Here is a 20,257-nt window from a genome sequence, read left to right on the forward strand (position 1 = left end):
GCGTATTAGAGAGAGCAATTTTCCTATGGCATTACAAGATCACCCAATGTGGCGAAAGCCCCAACACCATCAAGATTTAGATCATGCTCATGACCACGTACATTGGGTAGAGCTGTTCTATGACTTGATTCATGTGGTCACAATCTTTCTTCTCGGAAATTACTTATCACACCATTTGAACATAGATGGCTTCTTGGTGTTTTGTGGAATCTTCATTGCATTGTGGTATGCCTGGGGTGAGCTCAGTATTTTCAACTCTATTTATGTCAGCACGGATATTTGGCATCGTATCATTATGTCCGTAATGATCTGTACATTGATGTTTATGGCCGCAGCGATACCCGCAATTGAAGGGAAAGGATGGGCTTTCTTTGCACTGGGATTTGCCGCGAATCGAGCAATGCTCGCCATGCTATATGTAAGAGCTCGGCGAAACAATTCAGAAACACACTCAATGTGCAATGAGCAGATCCGAAACTTATCAAGTTTCGCCATTATATTTGCCATTACAGCATTTCTGCCAAAACCCTATGCTTTCTGGGTCTTTGCGGCGGCTCTGGTTGCCACGCAAACGCTTTACATGATTCCGAAAGTCTCTGTACTACGCCATGAACGCTTTGCTCCTCGACTCGGTCATATGGCGGAACGCTTCTCTCTACTCACACTTATCATTCTCGGCGAAGGCTTTTTTAAGTTAGTTATTACACTTTCCGAAAAAGGTATCTATAAAGTTTCCTCCGACGTGCTTGTCAATTTCGTTATTGGCGGAATTTCCATGTTCATCATGTGCTGGATCTATTTTGACTTTGTCGGCAACGGAAAGACCAAGGACGATAAGCTTTCGACATTAGTCAAATGGTGGCTTGCGCATTTAACGCTCATGATTTGCGGGGTAATGGTTGGCGTAGCACTCGCTGCCGAAGTAAAAGTTGGTTTCTGGGAACCCTACCCAACCAAATATGCGGCTATTGGGTGCTTCGGGCTAGCGGGATATATTGCCATGTTGTGGGTACTAAAGAACGTCATCGAGCATCGTGTCGCATCAGACCATGGTCGTTGGGATGTCCGATTATTTGGAATTGTTGTTGCTGTAGGATGTTTCTTTATTGTCCCTCACGTACCCTCAATTGTAGCCAACCTGATATGGGGGACTGCATTACTATCACAAATAGTTATTCCCGTAACGCGCGCGTGGATGACCTTCCGCCATGAGTGATATTTTAGTATCTAAAAATAAACTTCGGGCAAAGGTCTATTGGTGGTTGGAACGGCCTGATAGAGAGGCTTGGGGTCCCAAACTTCTGGAGGTTGCCCTCGTTGTGCTGATCATACTCAATGTCAGCGCCGTTATTTTGGAAACGGTTGATTCCATCTACCAAAGCTGGGAAGGAGCCTTTAGTGTATTTGAAGGCATTTCCTTATGCATCTTTATTTTAGAGTACCTGTTGCGCTTATGGATCGTACCTGAAAATCAAGATTCACCTTCTCGTATATCATGGATGCGATCGCCGATTGCGATTATTGACTTGCTTGCTATCTTACCTGCGTTGCTCTATCTGTTCATTCCAATCGATCTGCGCATTCTTAGAACCTTCCGGATGTTGCGCCTACTTAAACTGACTCGGTATTCACCTGCTCTAGGCATGTTGCTTGCCGTTTTCGAGGAAGAAGCAGGCGCCTTCTTTGCCGGATTCTTCATTCTCATGCTCATGTTAATTTTTGCTGCCAGCGGTGCTTGGTTAGCAGAGCACAGTGTCCAACCCGATGCATTTGGTTCAATTCCCGAAGCAATGTGGTGGGCCGTGGCCACACTAACAACCGTCGGTTATGGCGATGTCACGCCTATAACCGTCGCCGGTAAGCTATTTGGCGCCCTCGTTACAGTGATTGGCATCGGCATGGCTGCGCTGCCCGCAGGCATCATAGCAAGCGGCCTGAATGAACAGATTCATCGTCGCCGTTCCAGTCTACAAAGCGAGTTCAGAAAAGCGTTGGAAGACGGCATGATTTGTCAGCAAGAAGAGGAAGACATCGAAGCATTAAGAAAGCAGTTAGGTTTGTCGCATCGGACTGCTGATAGTATTCGTGAAGCTGTTCATGGAGAAGTAAAATCAAAAATTGGCGCAACATGTAGGCATTGTGGTAAACCCTACGAGCCAAGTTAGAATTTGATAATTGTGCTCAATAAAGGAGTTACCCAAGGAAAATCTGAGCTCTCCTTTATTGAATAAAGCCTATGTTATCGCTGTGAAGGATGAGTCCAAGCGTATTTCTTAAACGCATCATCTGGCTCTGTATGTGCCAAGGCATTGGTAAAATTAGAGATCAACTTAGCCGATAAACCAGTTATTACTTCCAATGCCTGGCGCTTTGTATAACCTGCATCAAAAAAGGTTTGTAGCTTTTCATCTCCTATGTGGCCACGCTTATCTAGTAGTGCTTTAGCATAGCTGTGTAATGCTTGAAGCTTAGCGTCAGGTATCTCAGTCCCTTCACGTAATGCTTCGATAACTTCCTCAGACATTTTCGCGGAATACATCATCCAGGTATGACCCGGCACGCAGTAGTGGCAGTTATTTTCAAAATTCGCAGTCATAAATACCACCTGCTGCTCGATCGGCGACAAGGTCGTGTTCTTCATGAAAAGGTTAAACACAGTATTGTAAGCCTCATAAGTAGCAGGTGCTTCTGCTAATATCTTGTGCAAATTAGGTATCATGCCAAAACCTTTCAACGAATCTTCCATTAACGATTTCGACTCTTCTGGCGCAGTATCGGTTTCATAGTATGTAAACATAAAAATTCCTCTGTTCTATATAGTTCTGCCTTTAGGAAGCAGTAGTTAAAGCTTTGCGGTAGGTTTCGGTTTCTTGAGCACCTTGTAGTACTTCTTCACTATTAATAATTACTACTGGCACTCCGTGAAAACCTCCAGACAACCACTTTCTTTCAATTTCGACCAACTCAGCTTGAAAAGAAGCGTTACCTAAGACATCTTCGGCTTCGCTTTTATCTAAGCCTGAGATAGCGACTATTTGCAGCAAAACCTCCTTGTTTGATATATCTTTTTGGTCCGAGAAGTAGGCTCTAAAAAATGATTCGGCAAGTTGAGTTTGCTTGCCTTTCTCTTCTGCCCACCTCAACAACAAATGTACTTTTCGGGTATTAAACATGCGCATATCATCGAAGTAGTTGAATTGAAAGCCCACCTCTTGGCCCAAAGCCGTCAAACGCTTACGTGCCTCAATACTTCCGTTAATCGTCGTTCCATATTTAGCTGCGAGATGCTCTCTGAGATTCTCACCTTCTTCCGCCATGGAAGGATTTAGTTCGAATGGGTGCCACCGTATGGAGACTTGATCTTCGATTCCCAGGTCTTTAATAGCGACCTGAATTCTGTAATAACCGATCACGCACCAAGGACATACAACGTCAGATAAGATATCGATCATAATCTGTTTGCTATTGCTCATGGTGGCTTACCTTTGATTCAACAATAATTGCGACTACTTCGGTATCACCCGTATTGCTAACTTGATGTGCCCATGCTTCGTGCCCCATCACATGCCCATCAAGAACATTTGCAACAAAGGACTCTCCATTTTCCTCGGTAATCGTCAGCTGGCCACCTTTTGGAAAGTAAACCGTCTCGTTGTGATGACGATGAGACATATCAGACTCTCCTGGCTGAAGCACCATCTTAAGCACCAGCACGTGTTCGTTTTCCAGCAGAACATGGTAGTACTCGGGTGAAGAGATGTGCGCCAAAGGAACTGCCTGAGCACCCGAAACTGAGGCGGACGAAAATAGGACTAATCCCAGAATGAGCCTTTTGATAAGCGTTTTCATAAGGCATTACTCCCGATTGGATTAAAAATTCTCTTGAATGTGCGCAGAGAAACGCTTGAAGTCATTCTCAGCTTCCGCATTTTTCATCACATCGAAACTCGCGAAAGTCGGAAGCGCTTCCATACCAAAGAAGCGGAAGTTCATGTGCATTGGGAAAAACAAGTCATCCACACTCTTGCCTTGGAATAAATATTCGTTTTCGTCATCAAATGACTCTTTCGGTGCGTTAAAGGTCAGAGACAACATATAAGTTTTACCCGTGAGCGTACCGCCCGCACCGTAGTTCTTCTTGGGAGCATCCTCATGACGACCATCACCGTTGCATAATTGCCCTCCCATGCCTGCGGTATAGACTTCATCCATATATTTCTTAAAGGTCCAAGGTACGCCCATCCAGTTCACGGGCGATTGAAGAATGATCGTGTCAGCCCATTGATGGTTTTCAAGCTCAGTTTCAACATTCCATTCTTCATCGATGTTTACGATACGTATTTCATGGCCTTTCGCTTTCAATAGTTTGTCTGCCATCTGAACCAGAGCGCCATTTAAACGACCTTCTGAGAATGGATATCTGTGGTGTGCATTGATAATCAAAATATTGCTCATGTCTTCTTTCCTCGCTTTGAACGAACTGTTTAATAAGTAATAGTGGTTAATTAACCTTTCCAGGTTTATTATGGTTACCTAGAATATCTAATCAATTAGTATACTTTTGGTAACCTATAGGAAATGAGCAAGAAAACATGAAAAGTCGCGTAGAAACAGATAGTTACGGCCGAAAAAAAGTTTATGATGCGTGTCTCGAGCCTTGTGCGATAGAAAAAGGCATGCGCTTCATTGGCGGAAAATGGACAGGATCAATTGTCTATCACCTCAAAGATGGGCCGGTACGATTTAATGACTTAACCAGAATGTTAGGAGGGGCAAGTAAGAAAATGATCGATCAAAGGCTTAAGGAGTTAGAGGCTAGAGATATGGTACTTCGAACAGTGATAAGTGATCGACCTGTCGCCGTAACTTATGAACTGACCGAGTTTGGTCGCTCAGCACTAGATATTTTGGATCAGCTTCGGATCTGGTCAGAGTCAAATCAGTTGTAACAATATGAGCTGACTACTGACTACTGACTACTGACTACTGACTACCAATTCACTATACCGCGAATTACTTTCAGTCCTCCAAACTGAATCGCCACCAATTTGCTAGACACCTTTTAGTTAGAGAAAATTACTCAAACAGGGAGATGTATGAGCTACAAACGATATACCGAAGAATTTAAGATTGATGCTATTAAGCAAGAGATAGTTGCAGGCCATAGCCTAATCTATGTAGATGATTTTGCAGTTATTTCTATGCTCATTAGATGTAACCCCAAAAAAACCTTCACAATCAGACCATAAAGTCGCACATTGATTAATAATTTGGAACATTTTGCTCAAGTTATCTAGAAATTTGCTCACTTTCTGCTTTACCGCACAGCCTGGCTTCCAAACTGTATTTAACGATCAACAGTGCTGGTTAATTGAGTCTCCATTCCACTATCCGATAAATAAAACTGTCGGACTTTTGAGTTTAAACGATTGATACTCTGAACCAGATAGTTCCTTACAGATTGGTACCCTCACCTGCAAAACCATACGGTATTTCAAATTCAGGATTGCTATCTGAGACGACATTGCCAAAAGCATCATAGTCGATCTGCTTGATCACTCCACCGTGAGCATCGGAGATGATTTTTGGTGAACCAACCTGATCTGTCAGGATGTAATAGCGCTGCCCAGCCTGAGTAAAGCGGGTTGGCACATGGCCAAGCGTGTATTCAAAGCGTTGTTTCAGACTATTACCGCCGTCATACACAGCTAACAAGGTCGTTTTGTTTTGCCACAGATACTTTTCAACGATTTCGCCGTCAATCAGCTTGGCAACACGATTACCCAAGGCGTTGTGTTTGTACTCAATGGTTTTTGCCGGAGTAACAACTTTAAGCAAACGACCTTGGCTATCGCACTGATACGTAGTAACAACCTGGGCATTATCATCCGTGGTTCGGGTGACTTTACTCAGGCGTCCATTCGCATCGTACTCATAGACTTTATTACCAAAGGTCAGCAGTTGATCAGCAATATTGTAGGTTGCTGCAACAGCAGAAACATTCAATAGACTGGATGTCGTTGCCGTACGGTTACCATTTGCGTCATAGCCATATTGCTCGACAATTTCATCATCACGATAAACCTTCGTCAGGCGATATTTGTTATCGTACTCATACTCGTAACGGTGACTAACATTGCCACTGCCGGAGTTAACCACTTCAGTTTTCTCAGTAATCTGGCCAACAGCGTTGTACTGGTAACTATTATTTACTACAGCCCCACCAGAAACACGTTGATTAAAGTCTTCTGCTTCAGCGAATCCATTGAAATTGCGTTCCTGAGTTAACTTGGCATCCCTTACATACTCTGGTAGATCATTTTGAGGATTACGTTCTATCGTAAAATCATGAATGTTGGTAATCAGGCCGTCTTTATCGTACTTAATTGCAGAGGATTCACCAGCATAGGTCATGCTTGAAAGCTCAAAACCTGGCGCATAGTCATACGAAATCACTGCATCCAGTTCGCCCGAGTATTCGATCCGATTTAATAGAACACCGGAATAGTCGTAACTCAAGGTTTCACTGCCCTCGCGTACCGAAGTTAATTTATTACCACACTGATACTCATATTCAATCAAGCCTTCAGGTGTTTGGGTATCCTGTAACAAGCCATCACGATAGTTATGATGAATAATCTGGCCCGATGGCAAGGTAATATCTGTCAAGCGGCGATCACGATCGTAGTTGTAGGTCGTAGTCTGGTTCAGTGGAGTTTTATTGGTGGTAACTTTATTAATCGCATTCAGGGTAAAGCTATGGGTGTGGTTGGTAGGAACCACCAGCTCTTCCATATTGCCATTATTGTCGTAGCGTTGAAGAACACTGTGTCCATCTGGATAAATGGTCTTATTCAGACGTCCCTTGCTGTCATACTCAAACTGAGTTTGTTTGCCATCAGCAGCAATAACCGCGGTAACATTCCCTTTGCCAGCAGGATCATAAACATAGGTTTTTACCCGGTTGCCAGATTTATATTCGATCCTTAAACTTGTAAAGAATTGGCGTCAAAGGACGAAAGGTACCGTAAAAATAAAGATATATCGCAGGCAAGATAAGGGAAATAATTAAATGATGAAGCTGAAACGGCTCATTCCCACCAGAAGCACCGAGTGCTATCAACAAGGATAGCATACCTCCGACCATAAATACCTTGTAGGTCAGTGAAACTGGCCCTTTCGAATCATACAGCAAATGGCAGTGTGGACATTTATAACGAGTCCCTGTTCTTCCCAAAGCAGCAAAAGCATTACTTGGCTTAAAGCGCTCAAGTGAGTTTTTGCAGCGTAAACATTTGAATAAAACAGTACCTTTACTTTTTACAGCCATCTAATGCCTCTTCAAGTAGCTTTTGACTTTCTTCGATAGTCAAATTAAGAGCGGCGGCGAGAATTTGCCCTAACAAAATTTTCTCAGCTGCAGAAAGTGCAGATGCGACTTCATGCAATATCTTTGCTGGAGCATCAATTCCCTTGGCAATTCTCTTTTGGATCTTTTCTCCCATACTACCACCTCCAACATTAGCTAAGAACGAAAGAGCTGCTGCTTGGGCTGCTTCTGCTAATGTGCCTCCATCTAGGTAAGTACCAACAGCAGCGGATGCGATCGAGCCAACAGTATCTGCTACATCACCTAACTTTGGACCGGGAAGTATTGCTCCACCTATCGTCCCAGACGCTGTTCCGATAGCTGCTTGAGCAATAACGTTAGCCCAATTAATATTCTTTCCACTATCTGTGTATCCACTAACAGTATCATAAACAGCAGTCACACCACTAACGACTCCCCCACAATCGCACCAGCAACAGCCCATGCAGCCTCACCATTTGGGTCCACGAGGTTTATCGGATCACTTAACACATACCCATAAAGGTTGGTATCACCACCGGCAAAGCCAATCGGATCACGAGCTGTCCAACGGCCCGTTTCCGGATCATAGTCACGGTAACCAAAACGAATTAGGCCCGTATCGGTATCCTGCAAACCACCAGCAAAGCCAAACGGAATCTCAAACTCAGGGTTGCTATCTGAGATTACATTACCAAAGGCACCATAGTCGATCTGCTTAACAATGGGATTACCCGAAGCGTTGTGTTTGTACTCAATGGCTTTCGTTGTAGCTAGAGCTTTTTATGGTTCCGTCATAGCAGGTTTAGTTTTCACGGCAGTCCAAAACCATTACCCATAACATTGCTATTGAGTAATCTCCCTTCCGGCTAAATAGCTTCGGCGCTTTGAAAAAGCTACTTTCTCTCCGGAACCAATCATCTTTAAGTCGAACAAAAGGCCCGCAGTTCGATGGCGCTGTGCACCCAGAATTCCTGATCGTATTCTACCGGTAGGCGATTCCCTTCAAAGCGAATTCGCTCAATGTCCAGGCAAGGTGCACCATTGATGTGTGATAAAGCCTCAGCAATATCATCGTACACCGCTGAGACTCTGATACGGTTATCTTCGTGTGTAATGTCCACGTCGTAATCGCGCTGCATCAGTGTAGTGAGTGATCCTTCAAGATGTTTTTTAGTGATACCGGAGAAGCGCGATTCTGGCAAATAAATCAGCTCATACAAAACCGGGCGGCCATCCAGTGAGCGCAGGCGTTTCAGTTCGATCAATTTTTCAGAATCGGTTACCTGCAACACTTTCCTTACCTTGGACGGCCCTTTGATACAACGCTGACTGATCAACTCTGTTGCGGGCTCCTTATTCTGTTGTGCCGCCAGCATATAAAAGTTCACCCGTGAGGACGGGTCGTATTCCAACCTGGATGGCGTAACGAACCAGCCGCGGCGGTTGGAGCGATAAATCAGACCTTCCGATTCCAGCTTCGACAATGCATCACGCACCGTTATCCGTGTACTGTTAAATTGCTCCACCAGCTCTCGCTCGGAGGGTAAGCGTGCGTTCACACGCAGCTTTCCGGAACTGATCTGGTGAGCAAGATAATCGCGTATTTCTAAACTGGCGGATTGCATAGTCAGTTTCCCCGATGCCGGTGTTCTGTTAGTCACGGGCAAATTCTACCTGTCTGGCCGGAGCGAAAGAAGCGTCTTTTTCACCCTGGCTGAGCAGGTTTTTGCATTTAACTTCAGAAGCAGTTTTTTCCGGGAGCTGTTCAACAAAAAAACGCCAACGGAAGTATAGCCAAGAGGTTAATGTCAGCGAGCCACCCGCAATTGCAGTGACATAAATTGCCTTGATAAAGAAGATCAGCCAGCTGAGATCGGGAGAATGAAAGTTTTTCACCAGCATCAAGCTGACACTGCCCAGATAGCCTGCACTGTCTGCCAGATAAATTAAGAAACCCGCGTTAGCAACGCCACCAGCGATGGCAACAAAACGATCGAATAGAAAGCAGTTAAACGGGATATAAGATAAATATAACCCGGTACCCAGTAACACCATCCAGGCTTTGCTATCGAGTCCAGCGAACTGGTACGCCCAGGTTGATCCGCCGAGAATCATACAACCCAGAATAATCGCGATATGATTCGCTGTGAACGCTTTAAAGTTGTCGCGAATAAACATCAGCAGCGCTAATGCCACCAGTACCATGGCAGCAATGCGGACACCGGCATAAGTAAATATTTCAGGCTCATTGCCATAACCCAATGCCATCCAAATCTCTGAAGAAAAGTTATCGCGAAAATCGCGCAATGCAGTGAACAGCAGAAAGGCAGTAATTAACGCTAATAAACCAAACCAGTATTTCGAAAACAGATTCCAGCGATCGGTGGCCGTCATCGGCTGTCGTTTCTGTCGGGCAGCTTCATCATCGGCGTTCGGCTCAGGTAATAGTGATAACGCATACACAGAGATAAACAACAGCGGCGTAAATACCAGACCAGTAAGCACCGGCATCCAGAATTCCGGTACATCAAAATAAATAATCAGAGATTTTCCCGCTGAACGAACCATACCCGATGCAACAATAAAAGAGGCGCTTAACCCTGCACCTAATAGTTCACTGCTGCGCCGCCCTTCGAGATAACTAAAGACCAGCCCCCAAATCATCCCCAGTGGCAAGCCGTTTAGAAACATTGCCAGCGGTTTCCATTCCAGTGGTACCACCGCAAACAACAGCAGTGCCAGTTCTGCTGACATAATCAGAGTCAGAATCGCAATAGCACGCCGGTTGTGCAGCATCGAAGAAACAACTTTAATGCCAATAAATTTCGATAGTAAATAACCCATTACCTGAGACAAAATCAGCATGACTTTAAAATCAACACCAAACCAGTCGCTGTATTCGTAATGACCAACCACAAACGGCTTGCGAAACGCATACATGGAAAAATAGGTCAGAAATGCTGCACTGATGGCAAAAATAACGAACCAGGGTAATGGAGCCCGCTCTAACCAGTGATGAATTTTACGCTGAATTTTTGTGTGCATATCGGGTACCTTGCTGACCATTAGCCCGTTCTTTTCTGACTGCGTGCCGCGGCACATTGTTGTTGAAATTCATCACTGAACACATCGGTATCATGACTAAAGCGATCTAACCGATAAGGCTGGATATCCAACTCACAAGATTCCCGGGTAATCGTGGCCGCCATCGCCTTACCAATACCACCACTCCAGGCAATACCCGCACCGGAGCAACCACTGGCGACATAAAAGTTTTGCCAGCCAGGGGCCTTACCCAATAATGGTTTTCCATCCGGGGTATAGCTGGAAACACCGGCAATGTAGTGGTTCAGCTGAGCCTGTTCCAACAGCGGACAGCGCTCAATCAGTGCCTGCCAGTTCTCTTCCAACGCTGCCCAACCCTGAGGGTCCTGACCAAACCCCAACGAATGAATATCATCCGGTAAATGGTTGGCATCCACGTAACAGCCCTGGCTATCGCGAACACCAAATAACAAGGCACCATTTTCACTGCGAAAATAGAAACCATTTTCCTGATCAATCAGCATCGGCATATCACGACTGACCATGGCTTGAAAATCCGTGATCCAGTAATGACTGCGCACCGTCGCCATTGCCAGTGTCACACCGTATTCCCGGGCAAATGTCTTTGACCAAGGGCCAGCAGCCAGGAGTACATCATCGCACTCAAATATTTCGTCAGCGCTACGAACTGCGCAGATTTTCCCCGCCTTTGTTTCAAGCCCCTTGACTTTGGTATTAGCCAGAAACCGGACACCGTTTAATTTCGCTTGCTGCATATAGACAATGGCTAATTGATAAGGGTCAATGTAGCCATCATCCAGATACGCCAGCGCAGAGGCATCGGCAGCAATGTTAATCCAGGGGAAAGTAGCCGAGATATCCTCAGCGTTTCTGTCGTGAACCAGTGATGACTGAATATCTGAAGTCTGTTGCTGTGCCAGCTGCCGATACAACGCCAGCGTCGTACGCGGATAATCGCCATCGGCAAGATGCCAACAGCCACTTCGCCGCATCAAACGTTCTCTACGATCACGTTCAAAACGTTTAATCACGTCATGGGTTTCGGCTACAAACAGGCTGGCATTCAGGTCACCACGGGCGCGGGTTAATAGTGCCGCTGCCTGTGATGTGGTCGCAGCCGCAAATTCACCCGCTTCCAGTACTGTTACCTGAACATCATCACGGCGCTGCAGGTAATAGGCACAAGCAAGGCCAAGAATGCCACCGCCAATAATCACAACCTGTCGTTTTTCTGAATTTGTCACTTTACCACCAAGAATTCTGGACTAGTCCAATTAAACTATTCCGATATGACAGTGCAGTGACACTTGAGTACAGAGACTACAAGCAGAATGACAAGCAATAAAAAACCGGCGATTGCCGGTTTTTTTAAGTTCAATAACGGGTCAGATTGGTCACTCACTGCGCTGGATAAACCATCACAGCGTTGCCTGAATTACTGTGCAGAAAGCGCCCGTATTTCACCCACCGTCAGCGCCTTGTGATAAACCTTAACGTCATCAAATGCCTGGTTTTGCGGTAACTCACAGGTTTTGGCATCCCCTTCGCCGCTGCAGGTTAATTGTGCGTGTCCACCCACACGGAACGGCGATCCTCCACCGTAGCTGGTGTTATTCATCGCTGCGGTTATCGGGCCAGCTCCCTGAGGCAAGGTGGCCGTGGTCGTCAGCGCGATGCCGTTAACATAACCGCGTAACTCGTTATTCTCGCGATCAATCACCATAGCCAGATGATGCCAGACGCCATCAGTTAACGCATTTTCCTGAGTGATCAGTGCATGATTGGTAATCATCAAACGATCACGGAAATTCACCTGCATCTGAACCGCACTGCCGTTACTACGGATCTCCCAGCCACCGTATTCCATATTATTCGGCCCACTGGACGATTTACCCATCAGCAAGCGGGCACCGTCCAGGTTGTTGTATCTTATCCGCATGGTGGCGGTAAAACTTTTATGGCCCGGGTCTAATTTATGCGGCAATAGCTTGTGGCCAAGGGCGTCTTCTGCTTTTTCTGCGGATGCCATCAACTGCAAAGTCATTGCATGATTGCTGTTATCGGCCTCACGGATATCCGTCAGCGAGCTGCCGCTGGTCAGAGCAGACAGTTCCGGTGCGTTTAAATGATTGTGATCGCCACTGCTGTCCAGCACCTGGTTATTATCGCCAATCTTTTCCATAGTCCAGTCACCGGTAATTCCCTGGCGCATTACCTGAATCTGCACCGGACCCACGGTATGCGTGGTACCGTCAGTGACGGTGTAGGTAAACTGATCAACACCAATATAATCGGTTGGTGGCGTGTAGCGCAGGATATTACCTTGCTGGCTGACTTGCCCGCCTTTAGCCGTTGTGGCCTGAAATTCCAGAATGGATAGCACCTCTCCGTTGACATCATAATCGTTGGCCAATACCGCAATATTGCCTGCTTCATTCTGATAAACCGACAGATAATCTTTAAAAGCCGCCGGTGGCATAACGTCAGTAATGGTCTTAGCAGGCTTAAATTTACTGCCCGCCTGCAGGCGACGGGTGGTTTTCCGCGCCTGCATATTCCCCAGCTGACTGCCCGGTGCCATGATCTGATTATTATTATCCGTTTGTTCGCCATGGCCCAAGCCCATGTTATGACCAATCTCATGGGTGAAGCCCCAGTTATGGGTGAAATTAGCGACACAGCCAACCCAGTCACCGCCGCCCCAGCAATAACCGCCATTCACCGGGTCCTGGAATTCAATGGTGAAATTGGTGGCATCGGTTGCTGTTGGTCGTGGCTGAGTATTTTCTGCGGTTGAATCACCGTGTACTTCAATTAATGCACGGCCCACATCCCAGCGTAAGCCGGTTTTTTGTGCCCAAACATAATCGGTTTCATTAATATGATTTTCCATTTGTGCAATGGAATTAATGATGTTGCCACGCGCCTGATTCACAAACTGATTGTATTCATGCTTAAACGACACCCGCGCCAGATTATTATGAAAATCCGCGCCAGGCTGCGGTACAAAGTAGCGGTTATTATCGTTAGCCGGAACATCAACACTGATCTGCAACTCGTCTGTCGTTGTTTCATTATTCCCAAGGGCGTCAGCGTCAATTAAATGAGAAACATCAGCAACCTTACCCCAGGCACGACCATCACCACGCCAGGCTGAAATATGCATGTTGCCATCGGCATCAATTACCCCGGTTACCACCAGATAAGGGTCGTTTGTCACACGGCCACGATAGGTTCTTGGCTCTGGCATGGGTACTACCGCCTGATATTGTTGCTGGCGGCGATCATCAAAGGTTAATAACTGATAATTAGGGGAACGTACACTGTGTTTATAAAAACTCAGATGCTTATTTTCGCCATTAATGTCAACGCTGATATTAATGGTTTGTGGTAGAGCTTCCCCGGCTTGTTTACCTGCCGGAATAATCTGCGTAGTAACAGGAACAACACTACTCCAGCTACTGCCCGCCGCACCACGTACTTCGACCCGGACAAAATAATCTTGTCCCGGAATAATACCCGGTAAGTTCACCTGCTGCTGACCCGCAGCTAACGTGCCGGCTGATTGTATGTTTTGCCAACCGGAAATCTGATCACCAGCATCAACCGTTCCGTAATAAATAAATACCGGCAGTCCTGCAGCGTCGGCGGGAATATTCAGCGTTAATGCCAGCTGCTCCCCCTGTTGATCAAAACCCGATTGCACCAGTTGGTCAACCGTTGGCGTCGACGGATACAAAGCACTGAACGGCATTAAGTACTCGCCACTCATACGCGATTTATTCGCCATTTCCGGTCCCTGCCAGGCCACCGACATATGATCGCCACCGCCTCCTTCTTTATGCAGTACTTCGATGTAATACAGCTGGCCTGCTTTCAGTTCAATGTTGGTTTTCACCCGGTTACCGTTGTACCAGGCGTCGATACCGGTGTAACCATTTACCCGTGCGATTAATTCGGCTTTGTTCGGGTCCATATCCGGCGATAGTAATAACTGACTGTTGTCGTCAGACGCAATCCAGAAATTGTAATTGCCATCACGGGGAACCTCTAAAAAGCCACGTACCCGCTGGCCGTAATAATTACCCAGCGCCGGTTTACTCGCTAATTCCATTAACAGGTTCTGGCTTTGTGGCATGGCGGTTAATGGAATATTTGCCACACTGTTTCCGGAAATACCGGTCCAGATTTGCTGATTAACCCCCTGCTGATTGAATCGTTCAGCAGCAATGACCATTACCTGTAACTGCATGGAACCGACGGCCGTTCCTTGCGTCGCCTCAACAGTCAATGTGTATTGCTGACCACTGGCGCCAGCAGCAGAACGTTGCAATGTTAACAAACCATCGCTTGATAAACTGAATAAACCACCGGAGCTGTCCTCAGTCAGGTTGTAACTGATAACATCGTTGCTGCCATTAACCGCTGTTGCCTGCGCTTTAAAAACAAGACGACCGATGGCGCTGTCTGCAGCTACCGCAGCATAAAATTGCTGGCCATTAAAATCTGGGGCATCAGTACTGACCTCGGTAGTCGTCAGGTTGATCTCAGCCGCTTGCTCCGAAGTATTTCCAGCCGCATCAACACTTACTACTTTTAATGCGTAATCCGTTGCAGGATCGAGATTCGATAATAAATACTGTACCTGAGTTGTGGTCACGATTAAGGTTTCATCGTCAAAAATACGATACAGCAGATTAGATTCTGGCTGTATCCAGTTTAACTGTGCTGAAAACGGAGTAATATCAGTCACCGTAAGATTGGTCACCGCAGTGGGTGCAATATAGTCACTGATCATAATCGCGGCGACATTGCTACGGGCGGAACGGTTACCGGCAGCATCGTACGCAACCAGATAAAAGTCATAGCGAGTGCCACTGTCGAGGTTTGTCATTTCAATATTAGTTTCAGATAAATCGGCAGCATTTATTTCAGATAGCTTGAGTCCGCCGTTCCAAACCTCGTATCCGGTAACGGCTTTGTTATCGTTTGGCGCCTGCCACTCAAGAATAATTCCGGCATCTTCCGTTTGAATAACCGTCAGATCATCAACGGCTTCAGGCGCCTGAGTATCCAGAGGCTGCCGTAAAAACGGACCATCAATAATAGTCCGTTCACCACCCGGTGGTTGCCAGGCAACGGATAAATGATCAGCACCACCAACTTCAACCATTAGTGCTTCGATGTAATATACTTCTCCCGCTTGCAGAGAAATAAATTGCGATTGCTGGCTGGTATGGCGATCCCAGTTATCCTCACCTACCCAGCCACTGACACTGGCGATGGTTTTCGCATTGTCTGCATTGCTATCGCTGCTTAGACGCAGTTCTGAGCTATCGTCTGAAGCAATCCAAAAACGATAATCACCACTGATCGCCGGTAATAAATAGCCCGCCATGCGCTGGCCATAATTACCACCGATATTACTGGGAGATTTAAATTGGTTTTCGAGACTGGTGGATGCCGGACTATCGGGATAATGATCGAACGACAATAGTGAACTGACTTCAGTGGTAAAAGTCTGACCACTGTATACCTGCCGTAACAGGCCTTGCTGCTCGGCTTTCAAGGCCATTTCAATAAAACCGATATTGACTGATACCGCACTGACACTGATGCCATCACTGACTTCCAACTGCAACTGATATACTTTGCCACCCATACCGGCTGCGGCTTGCTTTAAACTCAGTTCCCCCTGGGCAGAAATAACAAACAGAGCACTATTATCTCCGGATAAACGCCAGCTTAATGACTGGTTTTCTTTATCGGTAGCAAAAAACTGATACACCAACTGATCTTTCTTCGCTTCACTGGTTAAGGTGATTGATGGCGGATAGTCGCGGATTTCAGGTGCTTCATTAGCAATGGTGGTGGCCGATACTGAGACCGATTCGGATCGCTGCCCTGATGCATTCAGTGCGATCACCTGATAGCCAAATGTCTGATTTGGCTGAAGGTTATTATCCTGATAAGACAATAAATCGCCATTGATGGTTGCGATGACTTTGCCATCGCGCTGAATTTCAAAGTATGTGGCAGACGTCGGATATTGCCAGCGTAATAAAATGCTGTTGGCGCGGGTTTCGGCGATCTGGAGATTGGTTACAGCCAGTACCTCTGCCTCAGGATGGTTGGGTTTATTGGGTTCAGCATCAACACTGACCCCGGAACTTCCACCACCACAACCGCTTAACACCAGCGGCGACAAAAACGTCAGTGACAATAATAGTTTCGTTAGACAATGGATCGACAACCACTTCATGATCTCTCCAGTTTTTTGTGATTATTAGCGCTCTCGTTGGCGAGGCGACATCGTCACCAAACTGTGTCCACCGAAGCGGTCGGCAAGGTAACCAGTATTGACTAGGTGTTCAATACCGGTTTAAGCCAATACCGTCAATATGCCTCTTATTTCAGGTAACATTTGGTATCTTCTGGACAAAAAAGGCCGCTACCCGCTCTTTCTTATTCGAAACGGTAACGGCCCAACCGGAAAGAAGGTTAACGGTATGCAGCACCATGGCTGCTGTTAGTTCAGTCAGAAAAAGCTGTATTTAATCCCTGCACTCATACGGTACCCGTAATACTCGGTTTGCAATGGACGCTTTTTACTGCCCAGGTAGTACTTCAGAGGTTCGTTGGTGATGTTGTTCATATCGATATAGAACATCAGGTCGTCACTGTGAGTGTAAGAAGCACTCAGATCAACACTCATGTTGTCGCCATAGATTTCATCAGAAGAACGGTTGTCACCGTGCTCCAGAATATAATCACCCTTGTGGTTAACCGCTAAACGAACGGCGTATTTGCTGTCGTCATAGAATACCGAAGCGTTGTACAAGCTGTCTGCCTGACGAGGAATACGAGTCTTGCGACCGTTTGGTAGCTCCATCACCGAACGCATACGGGTGTAGTTCGCCTGCACACCAAAGTTGTACAGAGAGTCCATAACAAAATCGAGTCGCCGGCTGAAGGCAAACTCAACCCCCCCTAACCAGGCAGCATCTCCATTTTCTTCACGAACGGTTTTCACTGTTTGGCCACGAAAGCTGGTAGTGCCTTTATCAGAGAAAATCGGGTCGCTGATGTGTTTATAAAACGCCCCTGCCGATACCAGACCCACGTCGCCGTAGTATTGCTCAAACATCACATCGAGATTCTCAGAATACGTCGGGTCCAGATCTGGGTTACCACTTTTTAAGACGTTATCGGCTTCGTTGTAACTTCCACCCGGCGTCAGTGCGCCAAAGTCCGGGCGGGCAAACGTGCGCGTGAGTGCGACACGCAAATTCTGATCTTCCGTCAGTGCATGGGTTACGTGTAAAGAAGGTAATACGGAGGTGTAATCTTTGCTTTCGCTGCGGGGCCTGGTCACACCGTTTTCCTGCAGATAACCATCCACATCCGTTTGGGTTTTTTCGATACGGATACCACCCACCACTTTGGTTTCATCATTGACTTGATACGTCGCCATGCCGTAAGCCGCGGTATGCGTTTCCTCCACATCGAAGTTACGGCTTAAGGCACCACCGTTTGCTATCGTGGCGGAGTCGCCATCAACAAATTCAAATTTATCGCGGTTATTATTCCAGAAATCTTCCAGATCAGACATGCTGGCGACCTGACTGAAATCTTTATCGTAATTTGCATTAATATCACTTAAATAGTCACTGCGACCAGGCTGGTTTTTTAACTTGAAATCTGACAGTACCGGCGTTGTTGTACTGTCTGACCAGGTGTAAAACTCGTCGGAGAAGCTGGCTTTACGTTCTTTCTGACGATATTTAAGACCCGTTTTTATTTGCAGGTCGTAATTCACATCGTGACTGAAATCCAGCTGTGCAACAATCTTGTCTTTTTCCCGTACATCGACTTTATACAAATTAATATCGGCCAGTTTCATTTGTGTTGGGTCCATTTTGAACCCAGAGGGTAAATGGGTAGATGGCTTACTCGCCGAACTGCTGCCACCATCAATTATATTATTTGAACGACCTTCGCCATCGGCGTCGTATTGCAGCCCATCAAACACTACATTTTTCTGGGTAAATTTGGCAACAAAGTAGCTGTTGTCTTTACCGTTAGGTGAATCACCGTAATAAAAGTGATTGTCGTACGTGGCTAGTTTCCAGTCGAGTTTACTGTCTTGAGTAATAAAATGCTCACCGCCGAATTCGTGTGCTTTCAGTTCGGTCTTCAGGATGTCATGAATATGTTGCACTTCAACACGACCACCTGAAACTGCTCCGGACTGTGGATCGCGGCTTTGTTTATCGAAGCGGTAACGATGCTTATAATGGGTTTCATCGTCGGTTAATGAGCCATACAAGGTACGGGCATAAATGCTGTCGCCGTTATCGAAGTTATATTCAACCGCACCGTTTAAACCGCGAGTATCGCGCTTACCGGTGTAATCGCGCAGCTCCAGACGATAGATGCTGCCGTCACTGTTGCGGCGTGGCTCAAAGTTATCCGTCGCCCAGTTACGATAATTGGTTGTCGCATTGACGATATAGCCGAACTTACCATCCTCACTGCGGTCGCCAGCCATCACATTAATGTTATAACCGGTTTTATCCGCTTTCTCGTTATAGTTGGTACCCAAGGTCACATCCAGCACCGTATCTTCCGGGGCTTTGCGGGTAATAAAATTCGCGTTACCACCAATGGCATCACCCTCCATATCTGGGGTAATGGCTTTACTCACTTCGATGCTTTCGATCATTTCAGTCGGAAAGAAATCAAATGCTGTGGCGCGCGAAGTGGTTTCTTCTTCCGCTGTCGGTATACGGTCACCGTTCACTGAAGCAGAACTCCACTGTGCCGGTAGTCCACGAACCGCAACAAAACGGCCTTCACCCTGGTCACGTTCGATCGAGACACCCGGCAGGCGCTGTACCGCCTCGGCGGCATTACGATCAGGTAACTTACCAATACCGTCAGCCGAAATAACATTCAGAATTCTATCCGAATTCCGCTGAGTATCGACGGCCTTAGCCTGTCCCTGAAAAATCACCCCGACCGCAACGACTTCTTCAATATCGCCATTGACGTCGGACGAAGTTTCATTGCTGGTCTCTGCCAGTGCTGAAAAACTGTATCCTGAAAATGCTCCGGCGATAGCCAATGACAACATGTGTTTTGCAAACTTATCCATAAATCCCCCCTCGTATTTCCTAAAAGCTGAACGTCGTAAACGATGTTCCGTTCATTTCTGTAAAAATATTTTTGGTATAGACCAGATAAAAAGGAGATTAAGAGTAAATTATGACGGCGATATGACCGGGGCGTACAGATAGGTGAAATTATTCTCTGCTGAAATGTGATACATCTTCCTCTGTCAACCATATCAACGACCAAATCGACTAATACCAAGGTCTCCCCACATCCAAAATCAACACCAAGGAATTCCGATAAGCTGTTGTTTTTATTGAATTTTAATTACTTTCAATGATGCTGATATCGAGATACTTATCCAGCTACTACCAAGGTCTATCTTCTTTCAATTGCGTGACTGCCCTAGTTTTGGGATGTATCTGATAAAAACGAGGAGAGGGGATTATGGCTTTTAAGTCTGAAGACGATAAGCGAGCGTACTGGCACAAAAATATCAGCCTGATGCTGAAATTGCTGCTCTTATGGGCCGTGGTTTCTTATGGCTTTGGCATCTTGTTACGGGAGGTGCTGGATGTGATTCCGCTGAATGGTGTCGGCCTCGGGTTCTGGTTTGCACAACAAGGCTCTATCTATGTGTTCCTGTTCATTGTGTTCTTCTACGCCAAAAAAATGCGTGAACTTGATCGTGAATTTGGCGTTGACGACTAATCTGAGGAGCGAATT

The 20,257-nt window shown here is 46.2% G+C and carries 17 protein-coding genes; 4 read left to right on the forward strand and 13 right to left on the reverse strand.

Going from position 1 to position 20,257, the window contains the following annotated elements:
* Window positions 1-25 precede the first annotated feature (25 nt).
* Window positions 26-1,216 carry a low temperature requirement protein A gene (locus MK185_02415; protein MCH2039473.1) on the forward strand — a complete coding sequence of 397 codons (1,191 nt, stop codon included), beginning with the start codon at window positions 26-28 and terminating at the stop codon, window positions 1,214-1,216.
* Window positions 1,209-2,165 carry an ion transporter gene (locus tag MK185_02420; protein MCH2039474.1) on the forward strand — a complete coding sequence of 319 codons (957 nt, stop codon included), beginning with the start codon at window positions 1,209-1,211 and terminating at the stop codon, window positions 2,163-2,165. The genes MK185_02415 and MK185_02420 overlap by 8 nt, the downstream gene beginning before the upstream one ends.
* Before the next feature lie 74 nt (window positions 2,166-2,239).
* Here the strand turns inward: MK185_02420 and MK185_02425 are convergent, their stop codons facing one another.
* The 4 genes from MK185_02425 to MK185_02440 all read right to left on the reverse strand — a co-directional run bounded on the left by MK185_02425 (window position 2,240) and on the right by MK185_02440 (window position 4,455).
* A complete protein-coding gene (locus MK185_02425) occupies window positions 2,240-2,797 on the reverse strand; it encodes a carboxymuconolactone decarboxylase family protein (GenBank protein MCH2039475.1) in 558 nt (185 codons plus the stop codon).
* A gap of 31 nt (window positions 2,798-2,828) precedes the next feature.
* On the reverse strand, window positions 2,829-3,473 hold the full coding sequence (locus MK185_02430) for a DsbA family oxidoreductase (GenBank protein MCH2039476.1): 645 nt from the start codon (window positions 3,471-3,473) through the stop codon (window positions 2,829-2,831).
* The gene (locus tag MK185_02435; protein ID MCH2039477.1) at window positions 3,463-3,768 is read right to left on the reverse strand and encodes a hypothetical protein; all 306 of its coding nucleotides are present in this window, start codon (window positions 3,766-3,768) and stop codon (window positions 3,463-3,465) included. Before MK185_02435 ends, MK185_02430 begins: the two co-directional genes overlap by 11 nt.
* A gap of 102 nt (window positions 3,769-3,870) precedes the next feature.
* Window positions 3,871-4,455, reverse strand: coding sequence for an NAD(P)H-dependent oxidoreductase (locus MK185_02440; protein ID MCH2039478.1), 585 nt, complete (start codon window positions 4,453-4,455; stop codon window positions 3,871-3,873).
* A gap of 137 nt (window positions 4,456-4,592) precedes the next feature.
* On the opposite strand from MK185_02440, the gene MK185_02445 reads away from it, so the two are divergent.
* Window positions 4,593-4,949 carry a helix-turn-helix transcriptional regulator gene (locus tag MK185_02445; protein ID MCH2039479.1) on the forward strand — a complete coding sequence of 119 codons (357 nt, stop codon included), beginning with the start codon at window positions 4,593-4,595 and terminating at the stop codon, window positions 4,947-4,949.
* A gap of 505 nt (window positions 4,950-5,454) precedes the next feature.
* Here the strand turns inward: MK185_02445 and MK185_02450 are convergent.
* The 9 genes from MK185_02450 to MK185_02490 all read right to left on the reverse strand — a co-directional run bounded on the left by MK185_02450 (window position 5,455) and on the right by MK185_02490 (window position 19,574).
* A complete protein-coding gene (locus MK185_02450) occupies window positions 5,455-6,795 on the reverse strand; it encodes an RHS repeat protein (GenBank protein ID MCH2039480.1) in 1,341 nt (446 codons plus the stop codon).
* 178 nt (window positions 6,796-6,973) lie between these two features.
* Window positions 6,974-7,330, reverse strand: a complete 357-nt coding sequence (locus MK185_02455; protein ID MCH2039481.1) for a hypothetical protein — start codon at window positions 7,328-7,330, stop codon at window positions 6,974-6,976.
* Window positions 7,314-7,772 carry a hypothetical protein gene (locus MK185_02460; GenBank protein MCH2039482.1) on the reverse strand — a complete coding sequence of 153 codons (459 nt, stop codon included), beginning with the start codon at window positions 7,770-7,772 and terminating at the stop codon, window positions 7,314-7,316. The genes MK185_02455 and MK185_02460 overlap by 17 nt, the downstream gene beginning before the upstream one ends.
* Complete coding sequence (locus MK185_02465) at window positions 7,769-8,008, reverse strand: RHS repeat-associated core domain-containing protein (GenBank protein MCH2039483.1); 240 nt, start codon at window positions 8,006-8,008, stop codon at window positions 7,769-7,771. Before MK185_02465 ends, MK185_02460 begins: the two co-directional genes overlap by 4 nt.
* Window positions 8,009-8,271: 263 nt before the next feature.
* On the reverse strand, window positions 8,272-8,976 hold the full coding sequence (locus MK185_02470; protein MCH2039484.1) for a UTRA domain-containing protein: 705 nt from the start codon (window positions 8,974-8,976) through the stop codon (window positions 8,272-8,274).
* A 28-nt stretch (window positions 8,977-9,004) separates the two neighbouring features.
* Window positions 9,005-10,396, reverse strand: coding sequence for a DUF5690 family protein (locus MK185_02475; GenBank protein ID MCH2039485.1), 1,392 nt, complete (start codon window positions 10,394-10,396; stop codon window positions 9,005-9,007).
* A 20-nt stretch (window positions 10,397-10,416) separates the two neighbouring features.
* Window positions 10,417-11,661, reverse strand: coding sequence for an FAD-binding oxidoreductase (locus MK185_02480; GenBank protein ID MCH2039486.1), 1,245 nt, complete (start codon window positions 11,659-11,661; stop codon window positions 10,417-10,419).
* A 191-nt stretch (window positions 11,662-11,852) separates the two neighbouring features.
* Entirely contained in the window at window positions 11,853-16,679 is a 4,827-nt protein-coding gene (locus MK185_02485; protein MCH2039487.1) for a PA14 domain-containing protein, read from the reverse strand.
* Window positions 16,680-16,955: 276 nt separating this feature from the next.
* Window positions 16,956-19,574: a TonB-dependent receptor gene (locus tag MK185_02490; GenBank protein MCH2039488.1), complete on the reverse strand. Its 2,619-nt coding sequence runs from the start codon at window positions 19,572-19,574 to the stop codon at window positions 16,956-16,958.
* A gap of 404 nt (window positions 19,575-19,978) precedes the next feature.
* Here MK185_02490 and MK185_02495 point away from each other — a divergent pair, with 404 nt between their 5' ends.
* The gene (locus MK185_02495; GenBank protein ID MCH2039489.1) at window positions 19,979-20,242 is read left to right on the forward strand and encodes a DUF4212 domain-containing protein; all 264 of its coding nucleotides are present in this window, start codon (window positions 19,979-19,981) and stop codon (window positions 20,240-20,242) included.
* Window positions 20,243-20,257: the final 15 nt, after the last annotated feature.

This window comes from Saccharospirillaceae bacterium, from assembly GCA_022448365.1.
GTDB lineage: Bacteria > Pseudomonadota > Gammaproteobacteria > Pseudomonadales > Oceanobacteraceae > Bacterioplanoides.